The sequence below is a fragment of the Olivibacter sp. EAT-5 genome, assembly GCF_044784325.1.
In the GTDB taxonomy this organism is placed as follows: domain Bacteria; phylum Bacteroidota; class Bacteroidia; order Sphingobacteriales; family Sphingobacteriaceae; genus Olivibacter; species Olivibacter oleidegradans.
In genome coordinates this window covers 890,967-910,215 of sequence record NZ_CP173028.1, presented here as the reverse complement: position 1 = coordinate 910,215, position 19,249 = coordinate 890,967, and the positions used below count along the sequence as shown (strand labels likewise).

Here is a 19,249-nt window from a genome sequence, read left to right as displayed (position 1 = left end):
GAGAAGAACTTCCGCCTATCTAAATATGTTCACAAATTTCTTTTAACGTTTCGCTAATAGGCTTAAATGAAAAGCCTATCTTCTCTTTAAATTTTGCATTGGAATAGGCTTGCTTTTCACGGGCCGCATGCGCAGTGTCGTGCGTTAATCCCGGTTGTCGGCCGGTAAACCATGATAAAACCTTCGCCGCCCTCCATGCTAATCCCAACATGCCCCTGGTTGCTAATTTATTGGGTGCAGGTTTACCAAGGTAATTCGCGCAAATGCGGAAGAGCTCTTGGTACGTCATATTTTCATTGTTAATAATAAAACGCTCTGCTTGGATATCCTTACTGTTCATTAAAATGATCGCGGCTCTGGCAACGTCTTCCACATCCACCAGACCTACACTGCCTTCCGGGTAATACCGCAGGCCATCTTTCAAAAGCTTAAAAATTGCACCGGTGTTTTCCTGGCCGCTTTGACAACCAATAATCAGCGAAGGGTTCATGATGACGGCATCCAAACCCTCTACCGTGCCTCGCCAAACTTCCATTTCTGCTTCATATTTTGAAATGGCATAACCATTCTGTGAACCGTCAAATTCCCAAATGTCATTTTCGTCGGAGAGCAGCTGTGGTGGCTTCGGCTTACCAATAGCAGCTACCGAGCTAACGTGTAATAGACGGGCACCGTATTGTATACACAGGTTGACAATGTGGGCCGTGCTGCTGCTATTGACTGCAACGATTTTCTTTTTGTCTTTTGGATCGAAAGAAATCATTGCTGCACAATGATAGACCTCCTTAACTCCGTCAAAGGCGTCTTCCAGTTCAAAATAATTGCTAATATCGGCTTCCAGCCACTGCAGGTTTGGATGTGTAAGAAGATCATTAGGAATGACTGAAGTTTGACGTTTGATCGCCCGAATCGTATTTCCTTCGGCGAGTAATCGTCTAAGAAGCGTTGAACCTAAAAATCCTGTTCCACCAGTAACTAATATCACCGTCTTATTTCCTATAGATTGATCATTAATACTTTCAAAAGTAAGTTAATAAATGGATATTTGCACAATCTTAAAGTAAATTGCATTAGCTAATCCTTTTTTCATGTCATTGATCGATTTTTTTTCTCCTATTGATGTTCAGCAATTAACCCCTCCGCATGGCTTCTTGACCAGTCAGCTTGGAGCGCATATAAAGGCTTTTGAAACGAAATTCCCGGATCAAGAAGAGGAGGCTTTTGATTTAGCCATCATTGGTGTAGCGGAAGATCGCCGAGCAATCGCTAATCAAGGGTGTGCACTTGCTCCTGATCATGTGCGTGAAAAATTGTATAGCTTGCACCGCGGTGATTACCTCTTGCGAATTGCTGATTTTGGAAACATACAAGCAGGTGAGCGGATAAGCGATACGTATGCTGCCCTGAAAATAGTGGTAGAAGAGTTAATAAAAAAGAACATTATTCCGATTATTATCGGAGGAGGGCAGGATCTGACCTACGCACAATTCCAAGGTTATGAAAAACTCGAGCAAAAAGTGGACCTGGTGGTGATTGATTCACATTTCGACTTAGACGAATCTATTGAAAATGAAAGTGAAACAACGTCACAAACCTACCTAACCAAAATATTACTACACCAGCCGAACTATCTTTTTAATTATAGTAACATAGGGTATCAAACCTACTTCGTAAGTCAAGATAGTCTGAAAGTGATGGATAAGCTCTATTTTGATTCCTATCGTCTTGGCTTGTTTACCGGAAAAACGGATCAGGCAGAACCTGTTATCAGAAATGCCGACTTATTAAGCTTCGATATCAGTGCTGTTCGTTCTTCTGATGCTGCAGCCAATGCAAATGCAACACCAAACGGTTTCTATGGTGAAGAAGCCTGTCAGCTATGTCGCTACGCTGGGATGAGTGATAAGTTAAGTTCTATCGGCTTTTACGAGTTTAATCCTGCATACGATCAAAATGGACAAACTGCCATGTTATTAGCCCAAATGATCTGGTATTTTATTGACGGCTTCTATAACAGAAAGAAAGATTTTCCACTACAACCAAAATCATCTTATGTTACTTATCGTGCTTCATTAAACGATGATAGCTATGAATTGGTTTTCATAAAAAGTAAAAAAACAGATCGTTGGTGGATGCAGGTGCCTTACCCTAATACAAAGTCAGTAAACGAGCGTTTTCATTTAGTGCCTTGCCGATATGAAGATTATCTATTAGCCATAGAAGGCGAAATGCCCGACCTTTGGTGGCGGACATTTCAGAAACTATCTTGATTACCACTAAAAGCCTATTTCATGTAACCATACCAAGGCATGGTCAAACCATTTGTCAGTGGTTGTTTTATTGTGTAAACCAAAGCCATGTCCTCCATGAGGATAAGTGATTAGCTTGGAAGGGACCTGCTGTTTTTGTAATGCTTCGTAAAAGCGTTTGCTATTGGCAATCGGAACAGCGGTATCATCTTCTGCATGGACCAAAAGGGTAGGTGGCGTATCTGAAGTAACTTGTGTTTCATTGGAAAAATAGTTTACCATCTCCTTGTTCGGCATTTTTCCTAGCAAATTATTACGCGAGCCGCCGTGTGTAATGCCGGAGTCCATACTAATAACGGGGTAGATCAGTAACATAAAATCGGGGCGAAGACTGGTTTTCTTTGGATTATCAATTTTAACATCTTGATAATGTACACCTGCCGAAGAGGCCAAATGCCCCCCCGCAGAAAAACCGATAATACCGATTTTTTGTGGATTGATACCATACGTTTCAGCCTGCTCCCTAACAAGTTTGAATGCTTGTTGGACATCCTGTAGGGGGCCAATGCTCTTATCCTGCATCAAAGCTTCGTTGGGCAACCTATATTTTAGAACAAAAGCAGCAATACCGTTCTCTGCAAATTTTTTGCCTATTTGATCCCCTTCATGTCCCATGGCCAAAATGCCATAACCGCCGCCTGGACAAATAATAATGGCAGACCCCTTACTTTTGCGCTTATTTGGTGCATAATACTTTATCGCCGGGATACTGACTGACGATATTCGCTCGATGCCATCCTTTCCTATCTCACTTACTTCTGTTACCGCCGTTTTATCCGGTCGTTCATTGGGAATCTTGCCGTTTGGGTAAATGGGTTGGAAATCACCCGTCTGTGCGCTTACTAAATGACATGTCATGCACGAAAGGATCAACATTTTGATTTTTAAGTTCATAAAAGTTTATAAAGCTAGTTTAAGAATCATGTATTCTGTTTGTTGAAGTGTAGAAATGATACGATCATTTTAGATGCTAAATATAGCTAAATATCACGATTGATACCGAACAACCTAGTTTGACCCAAAATAATTACTCCATACCGAGTGCCCTAACTAAAATATTTCTTCTTGCAATGTGATCAAAAGAAAGTGTTTGAAATTCTTCTTCGATGAAATCATAAAGCGCAATAACTTTAGCCCATAGGTTCTTTCTCGTTTCTTCATCATCATTAAGGCCTGCAAGCTCATCTAAGAAGGCCGCTAGCATATTCAATTCTTCTGCCTTATAAGCTTGTTCTCGGATTTGATCCATAAACACATCAGTGGATATGGCAACCAATGCTTTTTGGGAAGTACCATAATAGTGTTCTAAAGTATAAATTACCTCTTCCAGTGCTTTTGGTTCATGGTCTTCTATGATCAGCCTTTTCACCTTTGCCAGTGTATGGCTTAGTTGCTGCATTTGTGCGGTTAAAGAATCTCGTTTTAACATTTTTAAGCTATCAGTTTTCTGTTACTAGCAGTATTTCTTTGAGTTGGGCGTTATCAGTTATGGTTATGCTCGTTGTTTGTTGTTCCGATAACGCTTCTAAAGACAATGCGACTACTACTACTACTACTACTACTACTACTCAACCACTTAACTACTCAACTACCTACCAACTTCCACTGGAGCCTCCGCCACCAAAGCTTCCTCCTCCAAAGCCGCCGAAGCCTCCACCTCCACCACCAAAGCCTCCGCCACCGCCGCCACCGAATCCTCCACCCCGGTTTCCTCCGCGTCCCATGCCGCTTAACATGGTAAGCCAGAATAGATCAGATGCACCACGGCCACCGATGACTTGCCCACCGCCCCCTTTGCCCCCACCTCTGCTGGCAAGTAAACTAATGATAACAGCAATTATAATCACAGTTAGGATGAGTCCACCGCTTCCACCTCCTCCTCTGTTCTTACGTGGTTCAGCTTTAAACTCTCCTTTCGTGTAAGAGATGAGCGCATCTGTAGCCCGATTAATTCCTGTAAAATAGTCGCCCTGCCTAAATGCAGGTGTAATAATATTTCGAATAATTTGAAAAGCGATGGCATCGGGTACGGCACCCTCTACACCATAACCGGTTTGGATAGTTACTTTTCTGTCTTCCTTGGCAACAAGCAACAAAATCCCATTATCTTTACCTTTTGTTCCAATACCCCATTGCTGGGCTAGTCGTACTCCATAGTCGGCTATGTCGTAATCACCTACCGAACGCATAATCACAACGGCTATTTGCGTTGAAGAGGTGTCAGCAAAAGCAACTAGCTTACTTTCAAGCTGCTGCCGCTGAGCATCCGTTAGCGTACCGGTAAAGTCGGTCACCAATGTTCTGGACGGGGGAGGGAAATCCTGAGCTTTTACTAAAGTTGATAAAAAGAATATAAAAGAAAAGAACAAGGTCTGGTAAGCTCTCATGTTTGCTTTATTTTGGACGATTCATAAACACAATATCATTAGGCAGTTCGTTTACATCGTCATGTTCACGTGGAAATAGAACTTTAAGTTTGCTTCCGGCAGATTCAATGCCCGCTATTATACCTTCTACTAAATTGCCAGTCTTGAAATAGGCCAGCATTTTATCCTTTGTAGTGTCCCAAAAGTCAGGTTCAACTTTATTGTTGATACCGGCATCGCCTATAATGGCAAATTTATGATCGTCAACAGAAAGGTAAATGAGTACACCATTGCGCAGGTTGGTTTTGTGCATACCAAGTTGGTTAAAACACGCTGCTGCACGAGAAAGTACTTCCTGATCGCATCTTTTCTCCACACAAATGCGGATTTCTCCGGAGGTATTTGCCTCCGCTAAACCAATCGCATGTGCAATGTGTTCTTGTTCTTCACTATTGAAAATATTCATCTCTTTCCGAAGGTTAAAGTGTGAAAGGCTTGCCCTCAGGCGAGCCTTCCGTGTGGTACATTATCGTTTAAAATTTCACTTCAGGCGCTTTGTCCGCACCGGCTTGAGAGGTGAAATAGCCCTTTGCTTTGAAGCCAAAGATACCAGCCATCAAATTATTCGGGAAAGAGCGGATTGTCGAGTTGTATTGTTGTGTCGCTTCATTAAAGCCACGACGCGCAACGGCAATCCTGTTTTCTGTTCCTTCTAGTTGAGCCTGTAAACCCTGAAAACTTTCAGTGGCTTTTAGCTCAGGATAGTTTTCCGCTACAGCCATTAAACGACTTAATGATCCTGTAAGAGCGCCCTGGGCGTCTTCGAATTTTTTTATGGCTTCCGGTGTTAGGTTCGATGGATCGATATTAATGGATGTCGCTTTCGCACGCGCTTCCACTACACTTGTTAATGTTTGCTGTTCGAAATTGGCAGCACCTTTTACGGTATTCACCAAATTCGGAATCAGGTCGGCGCGACGTTGATAGGCATTCTCCACCTCAGCCCATTTGGATTGAACATTCTCATCCAATTTAACCATACTATTGTAGCCACATGAGCTCAGCGATAAGGTGGCAATCAAGCCAACTAAACCAAAAATAAATCTTTTAATCATTGTCTTTTCTTTTAATGTTGATCATTTTTACCTGCTTAACAAACTTATGTAAAATGCTTGTTATTCACGAATACAAATACAAATTAGCCGTCTACAAGTAACCTCCGTTGATATTATCTCCGGAACTTATTCTGCTATAGCAAATGTTCTGCCATTTATTATAAACAACTGGTTTTGTCAGTCCGGCTTTCTCAGGTTAATACGTATTATTTTCATGATGGAATGATTTTAAAAGAACGTTTATTTTAACTTCTTTCTTTCTTTTCATTAAGTTTTCGTTTTTTTAAGGCATTCAAGCTTTACTTAACGGGAAGGTTTCTTGACCTTTTTTATTTAACTTTTGGTTTGATCCAAAAGTTACAAAAGATCAAGGCGTGTGTAGGCTACCTTGCACCTGATGGCAAAGCATCAACGGCGCATATTGGAGCCGTTTCACTTCCTCAATCCGCTTGGATACTGCACAATGAACAGAGGTGCAAATGCTTTGCTGCCCGTTGCGTCGGTATCCTCCAAGGCCGCTTCTCCCGCGCACAAGGCTATAGTACTGGGCTAAAGCTAATAAGTCGGGTTAAAAGTAGAAGCCTTCCGTTCTGCTAAAATATCACCTAGGAAGTTTGCGGCTTGCAAGTTGATGCACTACCGTTGTAGCAAACTTCCAAGCGATGAGATTATTCGCGTTTTGTCTATTTTTGGTGCTCATGAGCTCCCTACGGTCGGTTTTTGTTCTTTTTTGCGGAAACCACGAAGTAGCATGAGTGCTTTTTAAAACAAACAATAACGAATAAAAAGAAAAACAAAAACGTTCTTTTAATTTAAACAACAACCTCTTTACATTAAAAGTCAAATCTCGGAGGATTTATCTTGAGATAAATGACTGACAACAAAATTTTTTACCTTTGTATATCCTGGATAACAACCGGGCAATATAGTATGCAAAAAGAAATCGAATTAGCGGTGAATCCCGAAAATATTTCGGACGATCACTTCATCCTCCGACAGGCGGCCGCACAACTTAAGGTAACACCGAAACGTATCCAATCGCTTCAAATCAGAAAAAGATCAATTGATGCCCGCGGACGAAAAGTAGTTTACCGATTACGCCTTGTTGTCTATATCGATGAAGCAGTAACCTTAACCGTTCCGAAAATTAATTATCACGACGTTTCAAAAAGCCAACCCGTTATTATTATAGGTGCTGGACCGGCAGGGTTATTTGCAGCCCTGCAATGTTTGGAGCTAGGTTTCAAACCAGTTGTCTTGGAACGGGGCAAAGCCGTGAAAGACAGGCGTCGTGATTTAGCGGCGATTAACAAAGCAGGTTTAGTTAACGTGGAATCGAACTACTGTTTTGGTGAAGGGGGGGCGGGTACTTATTCCGATGGAAAGTTGTATACACGTTCTAATAAAAGGGGTGATGTGCAAAAGGTTCTGCAAATCCTCGTCGATCACGGTGCTACGCCGGACATCCTTGTGGACGCTCGACCGCATATCGGAACGAACAAACTACCACATATTATAGAAGCTATTCGCGAAAAGATCATTTTATTTGGAGGAGAAATACGTTTCGACTCCAAGGTAGTCGATATGGTCGTTAAGAATAAGAAATTACAAGGCGTTGTTTTACACAATGGGGAAGAGGTAGTTGGTAATCATGTCATTTTAGCTACAGGGCATTCGGCGAGAGATATTTTCTATCTTTTTGAACGGAAGAAATGGTTGGTTGAGGCAAAACCATTTGCTCTGGGCGTGCGCATTGAACATCCCCAGGAAATTGTCGATCAAGCCCAATATCATTGTTCGATACGGAGTGAGCACCTGCCACCGGCCTACTACAGCCTGGTTGAGCAAATTGACAATCGAGGCGTGTTTTCCTTCTGCATGTGTCCTGGCGGCATCATTGCACCTTGTGCTACCGGTGAGCGCGAGATTGTAGTGAACGGATGGTCGCCATCTAAACGAAATAATCCCTACGCGAATTCAGGAACAGTTGTTCAGGTGAACTTGGAAGACGTTGCAGGGGCGCACACAAATCCTTTTGCTTTACTCGCATTTCAGCAACAAGTCGAGCGAAAAGCATATGACCTGGGTGGTGGACAACTGGTGGCGCCCGCACAACGAATGATAGACTTTGTAGAAGGAAAATTGTCAGCCGATTTACCTATAAATTCTTATAAGCCTGGATTGAAATCCGTTCAATTAGAAGAGTTGCTTCCGAACTTTATATATAAGGCACTAAAAGGCGCCTTGCCACTTTTTGGAAAAAAAATGCAAGGCTATTATACAAATGAGGCCGTGTTGGTTGGTGTCGAATCCAGAACTTCTTCTCCGATACGCATTCCTAGAGATAAAGATACTTTACAACACCCCGAGATCGAAGGTTTATACCCCTGTGGCGAAGGAGCAGGTTATGCGGGCGGAATTGTTTCGGCGGCTATCGATGGCATGAATTGTGTTAGTAGAATAGGAGATAGGGAATAAGGTGTGAAGTGAAAGGTGTGGGGTGTAGCGTTAAAGGAGTGAGGCCCATGGCGTGCGGCCTAATGCTTGCTTATAGCAAGGTGGTAAAGCCTAAAGCAATACCAATAACGAACAACCAATAACCAATAACTAATAACCAACGACGAATAACAAATAAATAGACAAAGAATATGAAAACCCTTATATTAGGAGCTACCACTAACCCGGCGCGATATGCTTATTTAGCCGCGAATCGCTTGGTGGCAGCTGGCCATGAAATTGTTAATGTGGGAATCAAAAAGGGCGCAGTAGCAGGAGTAGATATTGTCCCGCCCAGAGAGCCTTTACACGATATTCATACCGTCACCCTTTATATTGGGCCGAAACTGCAAGGACAATATTATGATTATCTTATGAAAACTAAGCCTAAACGTATTATATTTAACCCAGGTACAGAAAACGATGAGCTTGCTGCATTGGCGAAAACCAATGGAATTGAACCTGTTTATGCCTGCACGCTCGTTTTATTAAGTACTGGCCAATATTAACTAAATGTAGACTCCATGTTTGGGTTTTATGAGAGAACATAAACCGGATAAGTCCGAAATTAGCATTGTTGATATAGCAGAGGCCTTGAACGTTTCGGCTGCAACCGTTTCGAGAGCATTAAATGATAATCCTCGAATAAGTGAAGCAACACGGAAACGGGTGAAGGATAAGGCAGAGGAATTAGGCTACCGGCACAATAGCATGGCCTCGTCGTTAAGAAATAAGCGCTCTAATATCATTGGAATGATTGTGCCCAGAATCTCCATGTACTTCCATGCGATTTTTATTACCGCTTTACAGAATAGGTTGCAGGAAGAGGGATATAGCTTAATGGTTTGCCAGTCGAATGATTCCGAATCGATCGAACAGAAGCTGGCCGCAACCTTATACTCTTCACGAGTAGACGCCTTGGTCGTTTCGTTAGCGTTGTACACAGAGGATTATAAGCACTTCGATGGTTTCACTAAACAGGGCATCCCCTTAATTTTTTACGATCGGGTTCCAACAAAAACCTATGCAGCGCATATTATCAAAGGCGACGATTATCGTGGTGGTTTGTTGGCCGGCAATCATCTGATAGAAACCGGCTGTTCAAAAATTGCTTATATCTCGGGGCCATTGTCATGTAGTATCTATAAGGAACGAACGGAAGGTTTTCAACATGCTTTAGACAAAGCGAAAATAAAACTTGAAAGGAAATGGTGTTTCTATCAAGAACTTACGGCGGAAAATGCGTGGAATAGCCTAAGGCAGATATTTGTCGGTAAGGAGCGACCTGACGGCATTTTTGCATCAAACGACACAACCGCTTTAGCGGCTGTCGAGTTTGCTCGGGAACAAGGGATAAAAATTCCTGATGAACTGAAGATTGTCGGTTATTCAAACGATCCGAGAGCGTCTATTATTTCGCCACCGATAACAACAATCGACCAGCATCCTGTTGAAATGGCAAATCGGGTTGCCCAAAAATTGCTGAACTTGTTAAAGGATAAATCCCTAAGGGCTATAAATGATACGCGAGAAATCGTTCCCGTAACATTGGTGAGGCGAATGACAACGTGAAATTTATGCAAACGATTGTGTAATGTAATCGATTGCAATTACTACTTATTTCTACTATTTTGGCCGTCATAATCCAAACACTTAACCAATATAACGATGGCCAAAATAATCAAGCCGGTTTTTATACTTATAAGCATCATGCTATCAGGTATACAGTCTTTCGCGCAAACTAAAAGCATGAAAGAACTGATTCAAGCAAACTTTGATTTTGCAAGAGCGCAATATAAAGTGCTTGCCAATAATATACCATCTGAAAAGTTGCCTCAAAATTGGGATCCGAAAACAGGCAAAATCGACGCGCGCGACATTCAATGGTGGTGCAGCGGCTTTTATCCGGGATCATTATGGTTGATTTATGAGCAAACAAAAGATGAAACTATCCATCAAGAGGCTTTGCGAACACTAAAATTGATTGAACCGAATAAAACTTTTACCGGCAACCATGATCTGGGGTTCATGATGTTTTGTAGCTTCGGAAATGCCTATCGTATCACGCGTGACAATGCCTATAAGGATATTCTGTTTCAATCGGCTGCCTCTTTAGCAACGCGTTATAGACCCGAAATTCAAGCGATTCAATCATGGAATAAAAATAAGTTCTGGGACTGTCCCGTGATCATTGATAACATGATGAACCTCGAAATGCTGAACTGGGTGAGCGATCATGGAGGCGATAAGCGATATAAAGAAATCGCGATCACACATGCGAACACAACGCTTAAGAATCATTTCCGTCCCGATTTCAGTTCCTTTCATGTAATTGATTATAACCCAAACAATGGAACGGTACGCAGAAAAGCTACCTGGCAAGGTGCTGCTAATAGTTCTGCTTGGGCAAGGGGGCAAGGCTGGGCGCTTTATGGGTATACACTCATGTACAGAGATACGAAAAATGAAGCCTATTTGAAACAAGCAGAAGGCATTGCCGCCTTTATCTTGAATCATCCCAATCTTCCGGAAGACAAAATCCCCTACTGGGACTTCGATGCGCCTTTCATGCCTTATGCTGAACGAGATGCCTCTGCCGGTGCACTTATAGCTTCCGCATTGTTGGAACTCGGGCAATATGTAGAGGGGGATAAAAAACGCTTGTATTTGAAAAGTGCAGAGCAGATGTTGCGTTCTTTAGCAAGTGATACTTACCGATCTAAATTTGGCGAAAATGGTGGTTTTCTTCTGCAGCATAGCACGGGCGCCTTTCCGTTAAATTCTGAGATCGATAGACCAATTATTTATGCAGATTATTATTTTTTGGAAGCGCTTAAACGTTATAAAGATTGGTATTTATAGAGCATGCCAAATTCAGGTGAGTTATTAGGAGATGGTGTAAGTTAAAATTAATAAGAATGAAACGATTTTTCAGTATGATACTCGTCTTGCTTGGCCTTTATTACTCGGTGATTGCGCAAGAGGTATCGAGAAAAGAAGTCGAGAAAATTAGCTGGTTTAAAGAAGCAAGGTTCGGTATGTTTGTCCATTGGGGGCTTTACAGCATATTGGGTGGTACCTACAATGGAAGAACAATGCCGGATACAGCACTTGCAAACGGAAAAAGCTGGTATGCCGAATGGATACAGCAACGTTTAGAGATTCCCAATAACGAATACCAAGCCTTAGTCGAAAAATTTAACCCAAGTCGTTTCAATGCAGATGAATGGATTAAGGAAGCGAAGAACGCAGGGATGAAGTATTTTGTGATAACTGCCAAGCACCATGATGGGTTTGCATTATGGGACTCAAATGTCTCAAATTACGATATAGCGGCTACACCGCTCAGGGGCCGGGATATTTTAGGAGAGCTTGTAGATGCCTGTAAAAAATACGGTTTGAAATATGGCTTTTACTATTCGCATTGGCAGGATTGGGAACATCCCAATGGCGCTATTCCTTACTGGAAACCCGCAAGAAAAAGCCGTGATTTCGAAAAATATTGGAAAGAGAAGAGCCTGCCGCAAGTTCAGGAATTAATCGAACGCTATGACCCTGATTTATTGTGGTTTGATACTTGGGACGAGGAGGCGAAGGAATTGATTACACCTGCCCGAAGAGATGAGCTGATTCATTTAGTTCGAAAATTAAGCAGTAAATGTTTGATCAATGGACGTATAGCGATGCATGACCCCGGAAACGAGATTGATTTTTTGGAGATGATGGATAATGCCTATCCCAAACAATTGCTCGATAAACCGTGGCAAACGCCTGCAACCATGAATCATACCTGGGCATGGCATAGTAAGGATTTTAACTGGAAATCATCCGGACAAATGTTACGTTACTTGGTAAGTAATGCAAGTAAGGGAGGAAATTATTTACTTAATATTGGCCCTAAACCGGACGGTACGCTTCCGCTTCCGGCCATTAGACGGTTACGGGAAATGGGGGCATGGATGCTTACTCACGGTGAAGCAGTATATGCCACGCAACCGCTTCGTGACGTACCAACAAACAAGGGAGTCGTTCTTACTCAAAAGAGAATAGAAGGTGGCCAAATTATCTATGCGCATATACTGGATGAACTTCCTGATAACACCTTAAAGCTTGCTATAGCTAAAGATAAGGTTCAGAACTGTCAATTGGTAGAAACGGGAGAGATGAGAAATGTAAAGAGTGACGGAAACAAGGGAGTTACGATTTCATTACCTGAAAAAGATCCATATGATAATGCCATACGTGTGTTAAAACTGTACGTGAAAGAATAAAACATCAAACGGATTACTCCAATCAACTAGACTACTGCATATATGCTAAGCTACATGACCATATTAACCAATGTAAACGTTTGCGCCTTTCCTGACTTTCTTGTATATTAGCCCACTAAAACGCCAATTAGTTAGTAAAAAAATAAAAACTGAAATAATGAGCACTACGTATGAAACCCGTTATGCTTCGAGTCCAACCGAAACGAAAGGCATGGACACGGAGGCCTTGAGAAGTAATTTCTTAATTGAAAGATTATTTGAAGAAAACAAAATCACGTTGGTATATACCCATTACGACCGATATATTGCTGGCGGTGTCATGCCTATTGCACAGGAGGTAGTTTTAGAAACCATCGATCCATTGAAAGCACCTTACTTTTTGGAACGGAGAGAACTTGGATTAATTAATATAGGTGGTGCCGGTATTGTTAAAGTAGATGGTGAATCATTTGATATTGGCTTCAAGGAGGCATTGTATATTGGAAAAGGAAAGAAGGAGGTGATTTTTGCTAGTAAAGACCAAAATAACCCAGCTAAATTCTACATAAACTCGGCTCCGGCACATCATGCCTATCCTACCAAGAAAGTGACGAAGGCGGATGCCGAAATAGTCGAATTGGGAAGTTTGGAAACAGCGAACCATCGAGTTATAAATAAATTATTGGTGTCAAGTGTGGTGGAGACATGTCAACTTCAAATGGGAATGACCGAGCTTAAAACCGGTAGTGTTTGGAATACAATGCCTGCACATACGCACGATAGACGTATGGAAGTGTATTGTTATTTCGAGGTCCCACAAGGTCAGGCGGTTTGCCATTTTATGGGACAACCGCAAGAAACCAGACATATATGGATGCAGAATGAACAGGCCGTCATATCACCACCTTGGTCGGTACATGCCGGAGCAGCTACATCTAATTACACCTTTATATGGGGAATGGCGGGCGAAAATATGGATTATGGAGATATGGATGGATGTGCCATTACAGAACTTAGGTAGTACATGCAGGTTATCCAATTAAAGATGGACAAGAAAAATAAATGGCTGGCGTTTGTTATAATGATGGTCGGCCTACTTTCCTGTAATAATAAAGATAAAGTAGGAAAACAGCTGGTAATAGCTAACACTTTAGCAGTTGATCGTGAGGAATTGGCCAGCATCCCTTACCGGGAATTTTTAAGGGTATACAATACCCATTCTGCACCTAAATGCTTCAAACTGGTTGATGATAAAGGTAAGGAATATGCTTATCAGTTGGAGAAAAAGGGCAGCGATAGTATTGTAAATGTGTTGATCTGGATAGCGATCCCTGCAAACAGTGAAGTCAGACTCCATGCCGTGTCGGGGGAGCCCACCGCGATCACGGCAAAGACATTTGCCCGCTACGTACCGGAACGATATGATGATTTTGCGTGGGAAAATGACAGAATTGCTTTCCGGATGTATGGTAAAGCCTTAGAAGGAAGGCCGGATGATGCACAGGGGCTTGATATTTGGGCGAAGCGAACGGAAAAATTAGTTGTCGATGAGTGGTATAAAACCGGCGACTACCATAAAGATCATGGCGATGGATTGGATTATTATTCCGTTGGTATGACCTTAGGTGCCGGTGATATAGCTCCCTATGCAGCCGATAAAATAATTTATTCAAAGCATTACCGTAAGCATGAAGTGCTGGACAACGGCCCGTTGCGCACTACCTTTCGGCTAAGTTATGAACCTTGGCAAGTGAACGATCGTGTCGTGTCTCTTACTAAAACAATTACCTTAGATGCTGGTTCACAATTGAATAGAGTGGAGCTACTTTATCATTTCGAGGGACGTGGGAAGCTTCCGCTAGTGGCAGGTATAGTGCTTCGTCAGGAAGAAGGGGGGAAGATTATAAAAAACCTGAGCAAAGGTATCGCAGCCTATTGGGAACCTCCTCATGGCGAAGATGGAACCTTGGGCATAGCGGTGCTCGGGCAAACGGATCTACCTGAAATCACCGAAAATGAAGGTCAATTGCTGGCACATTTTAGTGCGATTGCCGACCAACCTTTGGTTTATTACAACGGCGGCGCTTGGGATAAGGCAGGAAAGATTCACAATGCGAATGAATGGGAACAATATTTAACATCCTATAAAGAAAAAGTAAATAATCCGTTAAGCATTTCAATAAAATAAAAATATGTCTATACTCAATAAATTTGATCTTAAAGGGAAACTTGCCTTGGTTTCAGGCTGCAAAAGGGGGATCGGTAAGGCAATGGCTATAGCATTGGCGGAAGCCGGTGCAGACATTATCGGTGTATCGGCGACCCTTGAATTATCCGACAGTACGGTCGCAAAAGAGGTGACAGCCCTGGGTCGTAAATTTTATGCCTATCAGTGTGATTTTTCAAATCGGAATGCCATTTATCAATTCATAGCGAAGGTTAAAGCTGATCACGAAAGTATTGACATCCTTGTGAACAATGCAGGTAATATCCTTAGAAAACCGGCCGCAGAGCATCCCGATGAATACTGGGACGAAATTATAGCCATTAATCAAACTGCCCAGTTTATTATTACACGTGAATTCGGAAAGGATATGGTCCAAAGAGGAAGCGGGAAAATTATATTTACAGCCTCGCTTCTGACTTTTCAGGGAGGAATTAACGTGCCCGGTTACGCAGCGTCAAAAGGTGCTGTCGGACAATTGACCAAAGCTTTTGCTAATGAATGGGCCGGTAGTGGCGTCAATGTCAACGCGATAGCACCCGGTTATATCGCAACGGATAATACATCAGCACTTCGGGCTGATGAAGAAAGAAGCCAATCTATTCTGGCGCGGATCCCCGCAGGAAGGTGGGGTGACCCCGATGATTTTAAGGGACCGACTGTATTTCTGGCCTCTAAAGCGGCCGACTATGTTCATGGTACGATTTTGACGGTAGATGGTGGTTGGATGGGGCGGTAAAAGAATTTTTTTATACATCTCCGCTTGATTATTGGCAAGGTGCTTCGGTTTATCTATTCCCTTGCAACACCTGGTAAGAGGTCCATCAGTGAATCTATCTGCTCTTTTCTTTCAAAGATAAAAGAGCAAATATTTGATAAGAAATTGATTAATAAAATCTTTTTTTATGATTGCAACGAAGATTAATCAACCATACAACAAAAAGCATAAGACGACGTTATAATAAAAGTGTAACCCATCATAGGGTTGCACTTTTTTATATCCGGGATTTCGGTACAGAGTTCAAGCATGATAAGAAAATTAATCAAAAGAAACCTTTTACAACTACTGCTATTTCTTCTTGCGATCGGCGGCTGCTCTACCGGCAAGCAAGTCGCGACAAAGGGGAATAAATCACTCACGGAAACAATTGAACAACGCTTCAAACATGCAAGTACACAGTACAAGCTACTCATGGAAGAGTTGCAGGAAGATAAATTGCCAAAAACTTACGTTAAGGCAAATAATTTCCTCGAAACGAGCGGTTCAGATTGGTGGACAAGTGGTTTTTATCCCGGAACATTGTGGGCCCTTTTTGAAGAAACTAATGATAGTGTCTTACTCAAAGAAGCGCGGCGAACGTTAAAGCTCTTAGCTAAACAGCAGACAAATGATAAATTGGCTGACCTCGGGGCCATCATGTACAATAGTTTCGGTACAGCGATGAAAATAGATCCACAGGTATCTTATCAAAAAACACTTGTAGCCAGTGCCAAAACGCTGATGAAAAGATATAACGCTAAAGTGAAAGCCATTCGTTCTTGGGATACCAGACAAAATGATAAAGAATTTGTTGTTGTCATCGATCATCTCATGAATCTGGAACTGCTGTTCTGGGCTACGCATGCTACCGGTGATTCCGCTTATTATAAAGTTGCATGCAACGAGGCCGAGACGATTTGGAAAAATCATATACGGCCCGATTACAGCACCTGTCAGATTGTGACTTTTGACACCAAAACCGGGAAGGTTAAACATAAACGCAATGCGCAGGGCTACAACGACGAGTCTTGCTGGGCAAGGGGGCAGGCTTGGGCATTATATGGTTTTACCGTACTCTATAGGGAAACAAGCAATCCAACCTATTTGAACTATGCCGAACATATTGCAGAGTACATCCTGAATGAGCCAAACTTACCAAAAGATAAAGTGCCATATTGGGATTTTAATGCCCCGGATATTCCTAATACTTATAGAGATGCCTCTGCCGCAGCAATTATGTCGGCCGCTTTTTTGGAGTTAAGTGGCTATAGTACCAACAACGGTAAAACATACTTCAAAGCCGGTGAAGCAATGCTCGAAACCTTGGCATCTCCCGAATATACTGCGCTTTTGGGAGCTAATGGCGGTTTTATCTTAATGCATGGCGCAGGCTATATTCCCGTTATGGCTGAAGTGGATGTGCCATTGCCTTATGCTGATTATTATTATATACAGGCACTGAAGCGTTATAAAATGTTGACAATGAATAGTTCAAATCTCAACGCAAGCTTTAGATATCCCTAATTCGTAAGCGATGATACTCGTCTGTTAGTCAAATCAACTATAATTGCTGTCGAAATGACATTTTCTTAAAAAAAATATATAATATTTTGCAGCTTTATTTTTTTGCTAAAACGCTTTAATTATATTTGCCTCACGTTCCATTAAAAATTATAAACACGTTAATGAGTAATAAAATTGTAGTAGGTTGTGACATCGGAGGATCACATATCTCAACAGCATTGGTCAACCTGGAAAGCAAATCACTAGTCAATGATAGCTTCGAACGGCGCTCAGTAAATTCACACGATACAGTTTCCGAAATTATTAGTGCTTGGACTGATTGTATTAAAGCCTCATTGCAAAAAGGTGGTTTTGAGAAGCTTGCAGTGGGGATTGCCATTCCCGGTCCCTTTGATTATGATCAGGGCGTTAGCTTAATGAGGGGACAGAATAAGTATGAAGCCCTATACCAAGTCAATGTGCGAAATTTATTGGCCAACCAATTAGGGATCGATCCTTTGCAAATAAAGTTTATAAATGATGCTGCTAGTTTTCTACAGGGTGAGATGTTTGCCGGTGCCGGAGCTGCCTTCAAAAAAGCTGTAGGCTTAACATTAGGTACGGGGCTGGGGAGTGCTTTGTTTTTGAATGGACATGCAGAGGATGGTGATCTTTGGTGTGCTCCTTTTCGAGAAGGGATTGCGGAGGACTACCTCGCCGGGCGATGGCTAAAGGATACGTATTGCCAGCGGAGTGGGCAGCATATAGAAAGTGTGAAGGCTTTGTGCGAGCTCGTTCCCACCGATGATGTTGCTAGGGGCGTTTTTCGTGAGTTCGGCGAAACATTAGGCGTGTTCATTGCCGACTATCTACTCATTAAATCGCCGGAAGGTTTAGTCTTAGGCGGCAATATTAGCAAGGCACATGGCCTTTTTTTGGAACATACCCACAAATTATTGAGTAATAGAGGTTTTACTTTTCCAATCGAAATAGCAGCCCTCGGAGAGATGGCGGCGATTTACGGCGCAGCCGATATGCTAAAATAATAGCTTCAGTTCGGTTAAGGCGCTGATACTACGTTTAACATCAATGGGTTCTTCAAGCCCGTTCGGATTAAAGTAAATGGCATCTAGCCCGAAGGCCTGTGCCCCTCGGATATCGGCCTCAATGCTGTCGCCTATCATAACACTCTCTTCCTTTGATGCCTTGGCGGCAGTTAAGGAGTAATGGTATATGTCGGGATGTGGTTTATGTACGCCCACGTCTTCAGAGATGATTATTTGCGAAAAGTACTTTTTGATGTCTGTTTTTATAACCTTTATTTCTGCAGCATCTTTAAAGCCATTTGAAATTAAATGTAAAACGTATTTCTCTTTTAAGTAGCTCAGTGTTTCATGCACTCCCGGAAATAAGTTCGTTTTATGCGGACATAAACGAAGATAGTCAGTCTCAAAGGAGCTCGGAAAAAGTGTAGGCGATAAACCCAATTCTTGAAAAGTGTCCGCAAATCTCGCCCTTCGTAATTCTGTTTTATCAATCTTTCCATTATGGTATAGAGCCCACACCCTTTGATTATTACGGGTATAAGTTTCTATAAATAGATCTGCTGATGAAATCCCGAGGTCAACAAACTTATAAGAAATAAAAAGTTCGTTTAGTGTTTCCTCTGCATTTTTGTCGAAATCCCATAAAGTATGGTCCAAATCAAAAAAAAGATGCCTCTTACCTGTGTACATACTACAAAGATAGCTATACTAGTCATAAGTTGTTATAACCATTATCACATTGGCTAATTATTTCAGCTTTTAGCCATCAGCAGTCAGCTATCAGCTTTCGGTCGCGCTGGTCTCTCAACTCATGTCGGCTAATCATCACATTGGCTAATTATTTCAGCTTTTAGCCGTCAGCAGTCAGCTATCAGCTTTCGGTCACGCTGGCCTCTCATAATCATGTCGGCTATCATGACATTGGCTAATTATTTCAGCTTTTAGCCATCAGCAGTCAGCTATCGGCTTTCGGCCACGGTGGCCTCTCTACTCATGTCGGCTAATCATCACATTGGCTAATTATTTCAGCTTTTAGCCGTCAGCTATCAGCTTTCGGTCACGCTGTCCTCTCTAATCATGTCAGCTATCATGACATTGGCTAATTATTTCAGCTTTTAGCCATCAGCAGTCAGCTATCAGCTTTCGGTCGCGCTGGCCTCTCTACTCATGTCGGCTAATC

Annotated in this window: 18 protein-coding genes; 11 read left to right on the top strand and 7 right to left on the bottom strand. The window is 42.1% G+C overall.

What is annotated here, in order from left to right; all coding sequences use genetic code 11:
• Positions 1 to 19: 19 nt before the first annotated feature.
• Positions 20 to 985, bottom strand: a complete 966-nt coding sequence (locus ACH11B_RS03645) for an NAD-dependent epimerase/dehydratase family protein (RefSeq protein ID WP_130855126.1) — start codon at positions 983 to 985, stop codon at positions 20 to 22.
• Positions 986 to 1,088: 103 nt separating this feature from the next.
• Here ACH11B_RS03645 and ACH11B_RS03640 point away from each other — a divergent pair, with 103 nt between their 5' ends.
• Positions 1,089 to 2,270, top strand: coding sequence for a formimidoylglutamase (locus ACH11B_RS03640; RefSeq protein WP_130855127.1), 1,182 nt, complete (start codon positions 1,089 to 1,091; stop codon positions 2,268 to 2,270).
• Between the two features lie 6 nt (positions 2,271 to 2,276).
• On the opposite strand, the gene ACH11B_RS03635 is transcribed toward ACH11B_RS03640, so the two are convergent.
• The 5 genes from ACH11B_RS03635 to ACH11B_RS03615 form a co-directional block, all read right to left on the bottom strand.
• Positions 2,277 to 3,203 (bottom strand): alpha/beta hydrolase, encoded by a 927-nt coding sequence (locus ACH11B_RS03635; protein WP_242627136.1) that lies wholly within the window; start codon positions 3,201 to 3,203, stop codon positions 2,277 to 2,279.
• Positions 3,204 to 3,336: 133 nt separating this feature from the next.
• Positions 3,337 to 3,738: a hypothetical protein gene (locus ACH11B_RS03630; RefSeq protein WP_013664042.1), complete on the bottom strand. Its 402-nt coding sequence runs from the start codon at positions 3,736 to 3,738 to the stop codon at positions 3,337 to 3,339.
• Positions 3,739 to 3,901: 163 nt separating this feature from the next.
• On the bottom strand, positions 3,902 to 4,696 hold the full coding sequence (locus ACH11B_RS03625) for a YgcG family protein (protein WP_149104983.1): 795 nt from the start codon (positions 4,694 to 4,696) through the stop codon (positions 3,902 to 3,904).
• Between the two features lie 7 nt (positions 4,697 to 4,703).
• Positions 4,704 to 5,141, bottom strand: coding sequence for a TPM domain-containing protein (locus ACH11B_RS03620; protein WP_013664040.1), 438 nt, complete (start codon positions 5,139 to 5,141; stop codon positions 4,704 to 4,706).
• Between the two features lie 67 nt (positions 5,142 to 5,208).
• Positions 5,209 to 5,790 (bottom strand): LemA family protein, encoded by a 582-nt coding sequence (locus ACH11B_RS03615; RefSeq protein WP_013664039.1) that lies wholly within the window; start codon positions 5,788 to 5,790, stop codon positions 5,209 to 5,211.
• Between the two features lie 930 nt (positions 5,791 to 6,720).
• On the opposite strand from ACH11B_RS03615, the gene ACH11B_RS03610 reads away from it, so the two are divergent.
• From ACH11B_RS03610 to ACH11B_RS03565, 10 genes are all read left to right on the top strand, one after another.
• The gene (locus ACH11B_RS03610) at positions 6,721 to 8,268 is read left to right on the top strand and encodes an NAD(P)/FAD-dependent oxidoreductase (RefSeq protein ID WP_130858151.1); all 1,548 of its coding nucleotides are present in this window, start codon (positions 6,721 to 6,723) and stop codon (positions 8,266 to 8,268) included.
• A gap of 170 nt (positions 8,269 to 8,438) precedes the next feature.
• Entirely contained in the window at positions 8,439 to 8,795 is a 357-nt protein-coding gene (locus ACH11B_RS03605) for a CoA-binding protein (RefSeq protein WP_377611673.1), read from the top strand.
• 28 nt (positions 8,796 to 8,823) lie between these two features.
• Positions 8,824 to 9,858 (top strand): LacI family DNA-binding transcriptional regulator, encoded by a 1,035-nt coding sequence (locus ACH11B_RS03600; protein ID WP_130858142.1) that lies wholly within the window; start codon positions 8,824 to 8,826, stop codon positions 9,856 to 9,858.
• A 96-nt stretch (positions 9,859 to 9,954) separates the two neighbouring features.
• A complete protein-coding gene (locus ACH11B_RS03595; RefSeq protein WP_130858141.1) occupies positions 9,955 to 11,148 on the top strand; it encodes a glycoside hydrolase family 88 protein in 1,194 nt (397 codons plus the stop codon).
• A 56-nt stretch (positions 11,149 to 11,204) separates the two neighbouring features.
• Entirely contained in the window at positions 11,205 to 12,557 is a 1,353-nt protein-coding gene (locus ACH11B_RS03590) for an alpha-L-fucosidase (RefSeq protein WP_289554366.1), read from the top strand.
• Positions 12,558 to 12,714: 157 nt separating this feature from the next.
• Positions 12,715 to 13,557 carry a 5-dehydro-4-deoxy-D-glucuronate isomerase gene (kduI, locus tag ACH11B_RS03585; protein ID WP_013664033.1) on the top strand — a complete coding sequence of 281 codons (843 nt, stop codon included), beginning with the start codon at positions 12,715 to 12,717 and terminating at the stop codon, positions 13,555 to 13,557.
• A 24-nt stretch (positions 13,558 to 13,581) separates the two neighbouring features.
• Positions 13,582 to 14,724, top strand: a complete 1,143-nt coding sequence (locus ACH11B_RS03580; protein WP_289554365.1) for a DUF4861 family protein — start codon at positions 13,582 to 13,584, stop codon at positions 14,722 to 14,724.
• Between the two features lie 10 nt (positions 14,725 to 14,734).
• A complete protein-coding gene (locus ACH11B_RS03575) occupies positions 14,735 to 15,499 on the top strand; it encodes an SDR family oxidoreductase (RefSeq protein WP_198140348.1) in 765 nt (254 codons plus the stop codon).
• A gap of 288 nt (positions 15,500 to 15,787) precedes the next feature.
• The gene (locus tag ACH11B_RS03570; RefSeq protein WP_289554364.1) at positions 15,788 to 17,044 is read left to right on the top strand and encodes a glycoside hydrolase family 88 protein; all 1,257 of its coding nucleotides are present in this window, start codon (positions 15,788 to 15,790) and stop codon (positions 17,042 to 17,044) included.
• Positions 17,045 to 17,205: 161 nt separating this feature from the next.
• The gene (locus tag ACH11B_RS03565) at positions 17,206 to 18,069 is read left to right on the top strand and encodes an ROK family protein (RefSeq protein WP_013664029.1); all 864 of its coding nucleotides are present in this window, start codon (positions 17,206 to 17,208) and stop codon (positions 18,067 to 18,069) included.
• Here ACH11B_RS03565 and ACH11B_RS03560 read toward each other — a convergent pair.
• Positions 18,061 to 18,759, bottom strand: a complete 699-nt coding sequence (locus tag ACH11B_RS03560; RefSeq protein WP_130858136.1) for a YjjG family noncanonical pyrimidine nucleotidase — start codon at positions 18,757 to 18,759, stop codon at positions 18,061 to 18,063. The two genes, ACH11B_RS03565 and ACH11B_RS03560, sit on opposite strands and share 9 nt — an antisense overlap.
• Between the last annotated feature and the right edge of the window lie 490 nt (positions 18,760 to 19,249).

Bases quoted from the DNA above. Each gene is read 5' to 3' on its own strand.
- ACH11B_RS03560 (WP_130858136.1), bottom strand. From the start codon at position 18,759: ATGTACACAGGTAAGAGGCATCTTTTTTTTGATTTGGACCATACTTTA.
- ACH11B_RS03615 (WP_013664039.1), bottom strand. From the start codon at position 5,790: ATGATTAAAAGATTTATTTTTGGTTTAGTTGGCTTGATTGCCACCTTA.
- kduI (WP_013664033.1), top strand. From the start codon at position 12,715: ATGAGCACTACGTATGAAACCCGTTATGCTTCGAGTCCAACCGAAACG.
- ACH11B_RS03595 (WP_130858141.1), top strand. From the start codon at position 9,955: ATGGCCAAAATAATCAAGCCGGTTTTTATACTTATAAGCATCATGCTA.
- ACH11B_RS03580 (WP_289554365.1), top strand. From the start codon at position 13,582: ATGGACAAGAAAAATAAATGGCTGGCGTTTGTTATAATGATGGTCGGC.
- ACH11B_RS03610 (WP_130858151.1), top strand. From the start codon at position 6,721: ATGCAAAAAGAAATCGAATTAGCGGTGAATCCCGAAAATATTTCGGAC.
- ACH11B_RS03565 (WP_013664029.1), top strand. From the start codon at position 17,206: ATGAGTAATAAAATTGTAGTAGGTTGTGACATCGGAGGATCACATATC.
- ACH11B_RS03630 (WP_013664042.1), bottom strand. From the start codon at position 3,738: ATGTTAAAACGAGATTCTTTAACCGCACAAATGCAGCAACTAAGCCAT.
- ACH11B_RS03590 (WP_289554366.1), top strand. From the start codon at position 11,205: ATGAAACGATTTTTCAGTATGATACTCGTCTTGCTTGGCCTTTATTAC.
- ACH11B_RS03600 (WP_130858142.1), top strand. From the start codon at position 8,824: ATGAGAGAACATAAACCGGATAAGTCCGAAATTAGCATTGTTGATATA.
- ACH11B_RS03570 (WP_289554364.1), top strand. From the start codon at position 15,788: ATGATAAGAAAATTAATCAAAAGAAACCTTTTACAACTACTGCTATTT.
- ACH11B_RS03640 (WP_130855127.1), top strand. From the start codon at position 1,089: ATGTCATTGATCGATTTTTTTTCTCCTATTGATGTTCAGCAATTAACC.
- ACH11B_RS03635 (WP_242627136.1), bottom strand. From the start codon at position 3,203: ATGAACTTAAAAATCAAAATGTTGATCCTTTCGTGCATGACATGTCAT.
- ACH11B_RS03605 (WP_377611673.1), top strand. From the start codon at position 8,439: ATGAAAACCCTTATATTAGGAGCTACCACTAACCCGGCGCGATATGCT.
- ACH11B_RS03625 (WP_149104983.1), bottom strand. From the start codon at position 4,696: ATGAGAGCTTACCAGACCTTGTTCTTTTCTTTTATATTCTTTTTATCA.
- ACH11B_RS03620 (WP_013664040.1), bottom strand. From the start codon at position 5,141: ATGAATATTTTCAATAGTGAAGAACAAGAACACATTGCACATGCGATT.